This window comes from Pseudoalteromonas sp. DY56-GL22 (assembly GCF_041414715.1).
Classification (GTDB): domain Bacteria; phylum Pseudomonadota; class Gammaproteobacteria; order Enterobacterales; family Alteromonadaceae; genus Pseudoalteromonas; species Pseudoalteromonas simplex.
In genome coordinates this window covers 807,831-820,275 of the sequence record NZ_JANHZR010000002.1, presented here as the reverse complement: position 1 = coordinate 820,275, position 12,445 = coordinate 807,831, and the positions used below count along the sequence as shown (strand labels likewise).

The window sequence follows — 12,445 nt, the reverse complement described above, 5'->3', positions numbered from 1 at the left end:
CCAGCGTATTGGCTGGCGTTTATCGGTAGGGTTTAGTTGGCTTTTAGCCACTTCACAAATTGGCGTGCATCACTTGCCTTTTGGAAGATGGCGTTTTTTAAGCCTTGCGTGTCACTAAAAATTACACGCTGTTTATTTACCGAGATTGATTGCACTGGGTGTGCGATCTGGATCAAAGATCCGTTGTATTTATATGACATAATAAAACTCACTCTTTCTTTTGTCTGTGTCTGTAGAGCTTTAATAGGCATTTAAAAAATACAGACCGACATTTGTTGTCTTGCTAACAGTGTTGACTAAGTTTGTGACAGTTTGGTGATGATTTGAAAATTCATCAAAATGTCATTTAGCAAACGAGTTGCAAGTATTTATACGAATATGCGGGAATTACTGGATCAAGGTAAGGGGTTAACCGCGTGGTTTCTAAAAACCAGACAAGTAGATTACTGTAAGAATTAACTAAGCGCAAGGTTTATTTTTTAAACATCAAAAATAATTTCTGGATGTTTAATAGAAACGGGCGTATTGTGATTAGGCACAAAATAACAATAAGAAGTATGCATATGAATTACCTTTTGGTGTCAGATATATTTGGTAAAACAGCGCATTTATCGCAGCTTGCCCAGCAGCTTCGCGGTAAGGTGAGTCTTTGCGACCCTTACCAAGGAGAAATTCAGCTCCCTATAAATGAGCAGTTTCAATACCAGCATTTCTTAACACAATGCGGCCATGATAGTTATTTTGAAAAAGTACATTTAAAAATGGCTGCTATTCGTCAGCCAACCACGATTATTGCATTTAGTGCAGGCGCTGCTGCCGTTTGGCGAGCTCAAGCAGAGTTAAAAAATTCATTCATTAAAAAAATTATTGCCTTTTATCCATCCCAAGTCAGATATCATCTTGAGCTTGAGGCTAACGTCCCTTGTCGATTTATTTTTCCTCACAGTGAAGAGCATTTTGATATTAAGCCTGTGGTTGCTTCATTAAAAAGTAAAGCGAAGGTGAGCTGTGAAATAGCCGACTTTGGTCATGGTTTTATGAATCCGTTATCTGAAAATTTTAATCAGTTTGGCTATCAGCAATTTACAGAACAACTGTTAAAAGAAAGTTGTCATCTAGAAGTTACCACCAACCATTAAAAACTAGTCTATAGTCATTACTAAACAATAATATAAGTAATAACTATGACGGACCAAGCAAATTTCAGCCACTTCTTATCTAACCCGGTTGCTAAACCACCTTGTCGAATGATCAATGCGCAAATGTACGGATTTTTTGTTGCAGGGTGTGAGCAAAAAATGCAGCAGTATGTTGATGCAACTTTAAATTTATTAGCAACCGAATCAACCTCGTTTAATGTGTTAGGGAGTACTTGTTTACTTACCTTCACTGATATCGAAAAAATCTCTTCGTTAACGCCACCTTTTTCAGATCATGGCTGGATGCAAGAAACCGATATTATTATTTGGCTTCCAGTGGCAAAAATGCAAGGTGGTGACATTAGTCATTTATATTGGTATCCGGCATTTATTAGCGTCAATAACATTTATGCTTTAATTAATGGTCGAGAAGCCTGGGGTTATAATAAATACCTCTGTGAATATCAAATGCCTGCGACTGTGAGTGATGCGGGCGCCTTTAGCATTTCTTTAGAATGTTTTGATGTGTTTAACCCAGACTCTAAATTAGCGATGCATGAGCTATTAACCATTGAGCAAACGCAGGCAAGCACCAAGGAAAACCTACTCGATAATTTATCGCATTTTTCTAAACACGTGACAGATTTGTTTGATGCGCAAATTCAAGGCATTGATTTATCACTTCTTAAACAATTATTAGACGGGTTTATTCATCCGCAGATGGATCAGATTTTGTTTAAACAATTTCCCGATGGTCAAGGAGATAAAGCCGTTTATCAAAGCGTGGTTCACTCACCATCGTTAATCAAAAAAATTCACCAATTAAAACTTTTACACAATGATTTTAGTTTGGATGTAAAAGCCCTTGCGAGCTTTCCTCTGAATGACATGTTTGGCATTGCACTTGGCAAACAAGCGGTTTATTTACCCTTTTACGTCAATATGGACTTTGACCAGCTTGGCGCAACACAACTGTTACCGGTATAGGGGGAAGCATGGAAAAAGAAAAAATTACCATTGTCGGTGGCGGTGTTGCAGCGATGACCGCGGCAGTGTATTTAACCGAGCAAGCTAATTGGCAAAGCCAGCGCGAGATTACCATTTATCAACAGGGGTGGCGCCTTGGTGGTAAAGGGGCGAGTGGCCGAAACGCCCATTTTGGACAGCGAATCGAAGAGCATGGTTTACATGTTTGGTTTGGTGCCTACGTAAATAGCTTTCGCACCTTAGAAGGGGTGTATAACGCACTCAATCGACCAGCTAGTTGTTCATTGGCTACTTGGCAGCAGGCATTTAAACCACACAGTTTTATTGCCTTACAAGAGTTTATTGATAACGAATGGCAAACTTGGCCGATAGATTTTCCTACCGTTGAAGGGAACCCCGCTGATGGCAGCCTAGATATAACAGTGTGGGACTTTGTCACCATGACATTAGCATGGCTAAAAAAATGGACCGAAGGCATTGAGCATGTTTGTCAGCAGCAAGATGCTAAAACCACTTTAGTGACAAAAAAGTCACGGGATCAATCGTTACTTAAACACATGTATCAAGAAATCAAAGCAGACATTGATACCCATTTAAATGGCGCAAAGCAGTTTATTGATGATATTGAAGCAGGCGCAACTGAAATTGCCTCGAACCCACGAACATTGATAACTCATTTGCTGCAGTTCACCGAAAAGCAGGCCACTCATACAGATAAACAGGCCGATCGATTGGTGATTTGGTACATCGTCAGAAAGTTAAAACGTTGGTTTAAAGACCAAGTTATTGATTTACTGGATGATAACCCAGAGCTGCGCAGACTTTATATTTGTGCCGATCTTGCGATTGCAATGCTCACCGGATTGATTAAAGACAAAGTATATCGCGACGGTTTTGGTGTCATTAATTGCTTCGACTTTCGTCAGTGGCTCGAAAAAAATGGTGCTAACAAAACTTACAGTGTCGATTCAGCGCCAGTGCGTGGCTTTTATGATTTGGTGTTCGCATACCCTAAAGGTGACTTTAATAAACCCAATGTTGAAGCAGGCGTTGCCGCCCTTGCTATGTTACGTATAGGTCTTTGCTATAAAGGCGGCGTGATGTGGAAAATGCAAGCTGGGATGGGCGATGTCATTTTTGGGCCAATTTATGAACTTTTAAAGCAGCGCGGCGTTAAGTTTAAGTTTTTCCATCAGTTAACTAACTTAGCTGCAGGGCAAACTGACCAAGGTGAACAGCTGGTAAGTGAAATTGAGCTTTGCCAACAGGTGAGCTTAGTTGGCCAAGACTATGATCCGCTCATTGATGTAAAACAGCTACCATGCTGGCCAAGTGAGCCTCTGTATGAGCAAATCAGCTCTGAACAAGCGCACTTATTACAAGAATATCAAATCAATTTAGAGTCATTTTGGAGTAATTGGCCTGAGGTGTATCAAGAGCACTTTGGTACCCCATTGCCAACAGTGACGCTTCGCCATGGTATTGATTTTGACACACTTATTTTAGGTGTATCGGTTGCCTCACTTGAACACGTGGCCCCTGAACTTTTAGCTGTAGATTACGCGCTCTCTCAACAAGCTACAAAAGTACAAAGTGTAGCGACTCAGGCTTGCCAAGTATGGTTGAATAAAACCGACCAAAAACTTGGCTTTACGCAAACCAATGCCGCTCATGAAGGACCTATTTTAAGTGGCTTTGTTGAGCCGTTTGATACCTGGGCGGCAATGGGCAACTTGCTCGATAAAGAAGATTGGCCAAGTGAAAATGCGCCCGTGAACATTGCCTATTTTTGCAGTGCATTTAGCTGCGAAAACTATCCACCTGCCAGTGCTCATCAATTCCCAGAGCAAATGAAAGCCGAAGTAAAATCAAATATGCATAATTTGTTTAGTGCAGATATGCGGCCACTTTGGCCTCAAGCCTATATTGATAACAAATTTGATTGGCAGGTTTTTTACAGTGATCCGCACAGCATTTTACCTGCTCTCGAGCAACAATACTGGCGCGTTAATGTTGATCCCAGTGAGCGCTACGTCTTATCTGTGGTTGATACAAGTAAATACCGCCTAGCTACTGATGGCAGTCAGTTTGTCAATTTGCGCATCACTGGCGATTGGATAAAAACCGGTGTTAATGCTGGCTGTGTTGAGGCTGCTGTAATGGCCGGTATGCAAACAGCGCGGGCAATATGTGGTTGGCCAAGCGAAATTAGTGGAGAGCATGCATTCGAAAAAAGTTAGGGTGAGCAAAGTTATAAATAAGTATGCGTATAAGTCATGAATTTTCATGATTTATATGCGACTTTAATCTATTGTTTGGTCTATACTTACCACTAAATTACAACAATTTAACAAGTTTCCCTCTTTTAAGGTCTAAAAGCCAATGAAGCGACCCTTTCTGAATGATCCTAAATTTATGATGATGTCGAGCACCTGCTTGGCAGCATGTGTAATGGCAAGCGCTTTTGCACAAGGAGCTGAGACTGAAAAAGACATGGAAGTTATTAGCGTTTATGCACAAAAGCGTCCGCAAGCAATTGAAGATGTGAGTGTAGCGGTAAGCCAAGTGGATGGCGAAATTTTAAAAGCTCAGCATTTTAAAGATTCAACTGAAATTGGCTTGTTTGCGCCAAATGTTAAAATCACCCAAAACGCCGCAGAAGGGACGCCTCCCGCTGTGAGTATCCGTGGGGTGGGGTTACTTGATTACAATACGGCGAATACCTCACCTGTTGCTATGTATCTTGATGGCGTTGCGGTGGGGTCTGCTAATAATCAAATTGTTAACTTGTACGATATTGAACAGCTCGATATTTTACGCGGCCCGCAGGGTACCTTGTTTGGTCGTAATTCTACCGGTGGTGCAATACTTATACGCTCAAATCGCCCTGAGTTTGATAGCTATGGCTCGTTGACATTAGGCGTTGCCAACAATAATGCCACCAGCGTTGATGGTATGTGGAACCAGCAACTATCAGGTTCCAGTGCATTACGAATTGCGGTTAACTATCAAGACTACGAATACTCAACAAAAAACACTTATGCAGACTCGCCAACAGCAGGCATGGAGCAAAAAAATGCCCGTGTGTCTTTTTTGTCTGAGTGGGATGAGGTTGATCTTTACCTGCAAGCGCATATTGAAGATTGGGATGGTATTGCCCAGCCAGTTGGTAGTATTGGTATTGTCGCAAACCCTTTAACGGGTGAGCTGTGTTCACCAGCAGATGCGGGCTCAACACGCTGTTTTGATAACTTTGGTTTTAATGATGGCAGTGATGAATTCTTTGCGGTGAGCGTCAATAACGATTCACCTCATAAATCCGATGGCTACGGTTTTATTGCTGAACTGAATTGGCATTTAAACGAGCAAAGTACATTTACTTCACTGTCGAGCTTTAACGATTTAGAAAGAAGCCACGCTTTTAACTGCGATGGCTCCCCAGCTCGTTTGTGCGAAGGGGTATTAGGGTTAGATACCCAACTATTCAGCCAAGAATTCAGGTTATTAAACGAACTTGCTGATTACACACTCACCAGTGGTATTTATTTTGCCGATGAGACAATTGAGCAAGATAATTTAAATGATATTTTGCGTGATTTCCGGGGTGTTTTACCGACAAATTTAACCGCGACCTTTATCTACGATAACGAAATCAAGATGCAAAATTTGGCTGTATTTAGCCAAATTGAAGTGCCTGTCGCAGATAAATGGATGATTACAGCCGGTCTTAGATATGACTATGAGTCACTTGAGTATGACCCAATCGCCACCTTAAATGCGGTGGTTGATGTAAACGACTTAGATGGGGTAGTGGTACCATTTTATCGCGTTACCGATGAGCAATCGGATAACGGTTTTACCGGGCAATTTGCCGTTAATTATCGCTATTCAGATACAAGCAATCTTTATTATCGTTTTGCTAATGGTAGTAAAAGTGGTGGCTACAATGGCGGCTTTTTGTCATCCGAAGAACAAGCAATCTTGGCAAACTATGGCAAAGAGCGCTTAAATGCCCATGAAATTGGCTTAAAGTCGTTCTGGCCTGGGAAGCAACTTAGAATGAATTGGGCGGCGTTTTATTATGATTATAACGACCAACAAGTGTTTATGAACCAAGCGTCAGAAACACCGCAAATGCCCCCAGTGCAATTACTTGAAAATGTGGCTGATTCAACTATTTACGGCCTTGAAACTGAAATTAATTACCAAGCAACTAAACAATTAGCCATGCTACTTTCAGTAGGCTATATCCCTCATGCTGAATTTGAAGAATACGTTGATCCACTTGGTAATAGTATTACCGATAACCAACTACCATTTACTTCTAAATGGAATGTATCAGCGGGGTTAAAATACGACACCAGCTTGGCGTCGTATCCGTTATCGGCCAACATTATTTACGATTATCAGTCTGAGTTTTATTTTGACCAGAACATGAACCCATATGCCCGCCAAGACGGTTTTAGCATTGTTAATGCGCATCTAAAATACGATGTTGAAAATTGGTCATTTACTTTATGGGGCAAAAATTTATTTGATACTGAATACAGTCAGTTAAAGTTCGATTTAAGCTCGTTCCTAGGCATGCTTGAAGACTTTAAAGGGGAAGGGCGTCGCTATGGCTTTGATGTTTCACTGCAATTCTAGTCGTTGCCATCTCCACACTGGTACAGGGGTTTTGTGAATGCGGTTTAAGCTGTATTTTAGTACTCTGCTGTTTTTGTTGTTATTAAGTGTTTCGGCTAATGCACAAGAGACGTTTGTCTACACCGATGCTGTGGCTGATCAAAATCTTCATGATGTCGGTGATGTGTTTACGGCGAACGATAATATGTTCCCGCAATCGGTGGCTGAAATTGATACTTGGCGAGCCAGCAAAAAGCCACAATCTCGAATAAGCTCGGTTGGTGGTAGTTATTGGTTAATTGTTGAAATTGAAAATCAAAGTGATATCGAAGATTTAGTGCTCTATCCGTATAACACCTTGGTTTCAAAAATAGAAAGCCGCATTTACGATATCACTGATCCAACAGCCCCCATACAGCACTTTGTAACGGGTGGTAAAGAGCCAAATCAGTTTGCATTCCACTATGGTAATCGTTTGTCTCTTGAGAAAGGCAAGCGCTATACGCTAATTACCTATTTTGAAAGTGACTACTTTTATACCCCTGCAAAGCTAGTATTAACGCCATACCAAGATTATTTTCAGAATATAACCGTTGAAAATATGGTCATGATGCTCTGCTTTGGGGTGGGTATTGCGCTTGGCTTATATAACTTATTAATTTATTTGGTTTCCCGTGATGTGACACATCTTTACTATGCATTATTTACTGCATCTTGGGTGTTTGCTTGGAGCCACTTTTTCCATATTTCGGATCAGCTATTTGGTTACTATAATCCTCACCTTCATTGGCTTGGCTTTGCGCTCACGCCATTAACCAATATTCTGTTTTACAACAACTTGCTTAAACTCAAAGAGACATTTCCAAAACTGGCGCAATTATCATTGATGGTGGGTGTGATCGCGACCTTGGGTATACCGTTTTGTATTTTATGGCCAAGCTTTGGTTTTTATTGGTCAACGTTAGTGACGGGCGTTGCTTTATGTTTAGGCTTATACATAGGTATTCGCTGTATGCTTATTGGCTTTAAGCCAGCGCGATATTTTGTGCTTGCTTACATAGCCATGATGCTACCGAATATGGTGGGTAATTTAACGAATTTAGGCTTGCTACCAGCAACCTCCATTAATTTATATTTATTGGGTTTGATAGGCACCGCTATGGACGCTATGTTGCTTGCGTTTGCTGTGGCCGATAAGTTTAGACTGCTTCACGATGACAACGTAGAGCTCAACAAAAATCTAGAAGAAAAAGTCCATTTAAGAACGTTGGAGCTTGAAGAACTCGCCTCAGAGCTTCGCGATGCAAATGAGGCTAAAAGCCGTTTCTTAGCGAATATCAGTCATGAAATTCGCACCCCAATGACGTCAATCATTGGTTATGCAGATGGCATTATGCTCGGCGACATTAAGCCCCATGAGCGCAACCATGGAATTGGGGTTATTTTGCAAAATAGTCGTCATGTTCTTGGATTAATTAACGATATCCTCGATATGTCGAAGATTGAAGCTAACAAGCTCGAAATTGATTTAGTCGAAACGGACTTGTTTGCCACGATTGCCAATATAGAGTCGCTCATTGGCAAGCAAATTCGCGATAAGGGCTTAAAGTTCAGTGTCGATTATCAGTTCCCATTACCAGACTACTTGATTACCGATCCTAGTCGATTAAGGCAAATCTTATTAAACTTAACAACCAATGCCCTTAAGTTCACGCAAGTGGGGCGTATAACCTTAACTGTGAGCTGTCACAACGATAAGTTGTCAATTAGTGTAAAAGATACTGGCATTGGTATGACTGAAAAAGAGCAGCAGTTGTTATTTAGTGCTTTTTATCAAGCGGATTCGAGTATTTCTCGGCAATATGGTGGTACTGGGCTTGGTCTTAATATTTCAAAGAGCCTTGCGCAGAAATTGGATGGGGATATCAGCGTTAAAAGTAATGTCGGCTCTGGCAGTGAGTTTATTTTCACTATGTCGGTGTACACCACAGACAACACTCGTTGGCTCAATGATATGAGCGAAGTTAAACTTGTTGAAACCTCACCGTTTAGTAAGCTTGATGCGCCAGAGAACCTAAAGGGCAGGGTATTACTTGCCGAAGACCACCCAGACAACCGACGTTTAATTGCGCGAATATTAGAGCGTATGGGGCTGACAGTGACCACCGTTGAAAATGGTAAAGACGCAGTACAAGCAACCCTCGAAGACAGCTTTGACCTTATTTTGCTCGATATTCAAATGCCGATTATGGACGGCCAAGAAGCTTTAAAAATGATGCAAGCAACCGGAGTAAGCGTGCCTATCATTGCGCTAACAGCGAATACTATGAAGCATGAAGTGACGCGTTATATGAAGCAGGGCTTTAATGATTTGATTGCAAAACCAATCGATAGAAATGCCTTTAGTCATAAAATTGCCAGTTATTTAGAATGCGATGAGTTAGCAGATATAAAGTTGCCTGAAAAAGAGTTTCAGGCATTAAAAAATGATTATATAAAAGGGTTAGAGACACAGTACAAAGAAATGCTAGAACAATATAAAAAAATGGATTTAGAAGGGTTCAGCAAAAATGTGCATATGCTCAAAGGTGCAGCTAATATGTTTGAGTGTGAAATGCTGTATGTAAAAGCAGTGGCTGTCGATACGGCCTTAAAAGAGGATACTGTAACCTTGGATACCCAGTTAATTGGCTCATTATTTAATGCGATGGAAAATGAATTTACCAAGGTAACTCATTGATTGTTTGAATAGCGGCTATTTATTTGTAAGCACAGACAAATTAGCTATTTCTTGATATTAATATTGTTAAAACTCTTTGCTGAGAAGGCATGATGCAGTATCAACATATTTCAGTCCCCTCGAACGGCGCGCAAATTACGATTGATAGTAAGGGCCAATGGCATATTCCTGATAACCCGGTTATTGCTTATATTGAAGGCGATGGTGTGGGTCAAGATATTAGCCCGGTGATGCGAGATATTGTCGATGCTGCGGTGAGTCATGCTTATCAAGGTGATAAACAAATACATTGGATGGAAGTGTTCAATGGCGAAAAAGCGGCAGCATTATACGACGGCGACTGGTTCCCGCAAGAAACCCTGCATGCCGTTAGACAGTATAAAATTGCCATAAAAGGGCCGTTAACAACCCCCCTTGGCGGAGGCTTTCGCTCATTAAATGTGGCTCTTCGTCATGAGATGGATTTATTCGTTAACATGCGGCCTATTCGCAGTTATCCGCATTTACCATCGCCATTAAAAGAGCCTGAAAAAACCCAAATCACAGTAATACGCGACAGCTCAGAAGACGTTTACTCGGGCATTGAGTGGCAGGCTGGCAGTATTGACAACGAACGTATGCTTGATTTCTTATGCCAAGAAATGGGTGTCACCCGACTTCGCTTTGATAACCAATGCGGCATTGGCATTAAAAATAGCTCGAAAGAGGCAGCAGAGCGACTAATGCGTTACGCCCTCAATTTTGCCTTTAAAGAGCACAGTGAATCACTGACTGTGGTACACAAAGGTAATGTACTTAAATTTACCGATGGCGCCTTTAAACGTTGGGCATTTGCCTTAGCAGAGCAAGAGTTTAACGCTGAAGCGCATGAAAATGGTCGTTGGTTAGTGATCAAACGAGACAATCAAGATGATTTAATCATTAAAGAAGTGATTGCTGATAACATGCTACAACAAGCGCTGCTCACCCCAGAGCAATTTGATGTGGTGGTAACAACCAATCAAAACGGCGATTACTTAGCTGATATGCTAACCGCACAAGTCGGTGGGGTAGGTATTATGCCTGCGGCAAACTTAAATAATGAAGTGGCCTTTTTTGAACCAACTCATGGCACATTTAATCGCATCGCCGGGGAAGACAGTGCAAATCCAACAAGCAGTATTTTAAGTGCGGTCATGATGCTATGTTTTATGGGCTGGCACGAAGCGGCGAATAAAATAGAAAAAGCCCTAGAAGAGACGCTTAGCGCAAATGAAATGACGTTTGATTTGGCTAACTTAGTAGCCGATGCGACGATGCTTAGTTGCAGTGATTTTGCAACAAGCATCATCGCGCGAATAAGTAACTCAAATAATGAACCATATTAAGCGGCATTGGCGCTTTTAACTGCGTAGACACATGGTTTACCTGTTAACTGTGCTGCACGTTGATAAATGTGCTCTGCACCTGGCTCATTGCTTGTCATGCCTGTTAATGTATCCATTAACGCAACCACTAAAATAGCTGGTACTTGGCAGCAGTATTCATCGAGCACCGCAGTTGTTGTTTGTGCATCAACATGGCAATGCGGGTGAGTACGTACTGTGCTATATGCTTTTAACAGTGTGTCTGCTTGTAAAACATCATCATCTTGATGTTTGGTTTTACGACATTGGCAACCAAACTCATCAACCATGGTTGCCAGTGTTTGGTAAATTTCTTCGCAAGCTAAATCGCTTTTTTTACAAAGCTGCTGCTCGATGAATGAGTGTAATTGACCATTGATGTAAAGGCCGTCCTGTTGAGTGAATTGCGCTGAAGTTTCCATAATCATTTTCTCTTTGTTTATGTGCTTAACTTCACTCTAGCCCTTCACTCATTATTAATGAAATTGTTGTTTTCAATAACTGATATTGATTTTATCAATATTATGCTTGTTTTTAGCGATCAGCCACAGTACTGGCAAAGGCGAGTAGCTCTCTACGCAGCCACTGATGCGGGTTTGCGTGATGTAGCAAAGGGCTCCATAACATTTTTACTTCAATAGGAACTATTTGAAATGGCACTGGACTTATTACCAAATCAGTGTGTTTTGCAAGTAACATGGCTTGGCGGCGGGGCAATGTGGCAATAAGTTGAGGTGATTGGCAAAGTAGGCTCGCCACCATGTAATGGCGGGTGAATACGCGAATATTGCGGGTTTGTTCTAATTGCCATAATGCCTCATCGACCCAGCCGAGTTTTTGACTGCCGGATTTATTCGTTACGGCCGCTTCAACGCCCCAACCAGCCCGATTCACCCAAATGTGCTCTTGTGCAAGGTAGCCTTCGAGGTTTTGCTGTTGTAAGTAAGGATTGTCTGGGTGTGTTAAGCAGCAGTAATTGTCTCGCCATACACTGGCTTGGTGGAATGAGCGGGGCAGGCCGTTAAAGCGATTAATGGCAAGGTCGATGGTGCCTTTTTCCATATCTTGAAGGTTAACATCGCTTGGGCTCAAAATATCAAAATTAAGCCCCGGGTTTTTTGCTAGCTGCTGGGTGATAAACGGCGCAATAAGCGTTGATTCAAGGTAGTCGTTTGCCATGATCCGAAACGTTATATTTGCGGTGCTCGGGTCGAATACCTCACTAGGCTGAGTAATTTCCTCAGCCATTTTTAACAGTGATTCTATTTCAGGTTTAAGACTGAGCGCTTTTGCCGTTGGCGTCATTGTGCCAGCGGCTCTCACTAATAATGGATCATCAAATAAATCACGCAAACGTTTAAGGGCATTACTCATTGCAGGTTGAGTCAAAGCTAGTTTATTGGCGGCTTTAGACACACTTTGTTCATCAATGAGTACATTTAAATACACTAATAGGTTGAGGTCGACGTGCCTAATATTCATTTGATCAATCTTATTTATTATCTTTATTAATTACCTAAATTAAAGCGCGCTTGCTATTGTGTGTAAACAAGGCGACTAAAATAATC

9 protein-coding genes are annotated in these 12,445 nt (G+C 41.4%); 6 read left to right on the top strand and 3 right to left on the bottom strand.

The annotated features are described in order from the left end of the window. Positions 1 to 32: 32 nt before the first annotated feature. Positions 33 to 200: a hypothetical protein gene (locus NO991_RS07705; RefSeq protein WP_165381452.1), complete on the bottom strand. Its 168-nt coding sequence runs from the start codon at positions 198 to 200 to the stop codon at positions 33 to 35. A gap of 363 nt (positions 201 to 563) precedes the next feature. Between NO991_RS07705 and NO991_RS07700 the strand changes: the two genes are divergently transcribed. The 6 genes from NO991_RS07700 to icd all read left to right on the top strand — a co-directional run bounded on the left by NO991_RS07700 (position 564) and on the right by icd (position 10,859). Next, complete coding sequence (locus NO991_RS07700) at positions 564 to 1,139, top strand: hypothetical protein (RefSeq protein WP_371351911.1); 576 nt, start codon at positions 564 to 566, stop codon at positions 1,137 to 1,139. A gap of 45 nt (positions 1,140 to 1,184) precedes the next feature. Then, positions 1,185 to 2,126, top strand: a complete 942-nt coding sequence (locus tag NO991_RS07695; RefSeq protein ID WP_371351910.1) for an acetoacetate decarboxylase — start codon at positions 1,185 to 1,187, stop codon at positions 2,124 to 2,126. Between the two features lie 8 nt (positions 2,127 to 2,134). After that, a complete protein-coding gene (locus NO991_RS07690; protein ID WP_371351909.1) occupies positions 2,135 to 4,366 on the top strand; it encodes an NAD(P)-binding protein in 2,232 nt (743 codons plus the stop codon). 142 nt (positions 4,367 to 4,508) lie between these two features. Beyond that, entirely contained in the window at positions 4,509 to 6,773 is a 2,265-nt protein-coding gene (locus NO991_RS07685) for a TonB-dependent receptor (RefSeq protein ID WP_371351908.1), read from the top strand. 37 nt (positions 6,774 to 6,810) lie between these two features. Then, complete coding sequence (locus tag NO991_RS07680) at positions 6,811 to 9,492, top strand: 7TM diverse intracellular signaling domain-containing protein (protein ID WP_054552930.1); 2,682 nt, start codon at positions 6,811 to 6,813, stop codon at positions 9,490 to 9,492. A gap of 92 nt (positions 9,493 to 9,584) precedes the next feature. Further along, entirely contained in the window at positions 9,585 to 10,859 is a 1,275-nt protein-coding gene (icd, locus tag NO991_RS07675; RefSeq protein WP_371351924.1) for an NADP-dependent isocitrate dehydrogenase, read from the top strand. Here the strand turns inward: icd and NO991_RS07670 are convergent. Together NO991_RS07670 and NO991_RS07665 are read right to left on the bottom strand one after the other, a co-directional pair. Continuing rightward, positions 10,856 to 11,299, bottom strand: a complete 444-nt coding sequence (locus tag NO991_RS07670; protein WP_138602318.1) for a hypothetical protein — start codon at positions 11,297 to 11,299, stop codon at positions 10,856 to 10,858. The two genes, icd and NO991_RS07670, sit on opposite strands and share 4 nt — an antisense overlap. A 112-nt stretch (positions 11,300 to 11,411) precedes the next feature. Next, complete coding sequence (locus NO991_RS07665) at positions 11,412 to 12,359, bottom strand: LysR family transcriptional regulator (RefSeq protein WP_055021137.1); 948 nt, start codon at positions 12,357 to 12,359, stop codon at positions 11,412 to 11,414. Positions 12,360 to 12,445 lie beyond the last annotated feature (86 nt).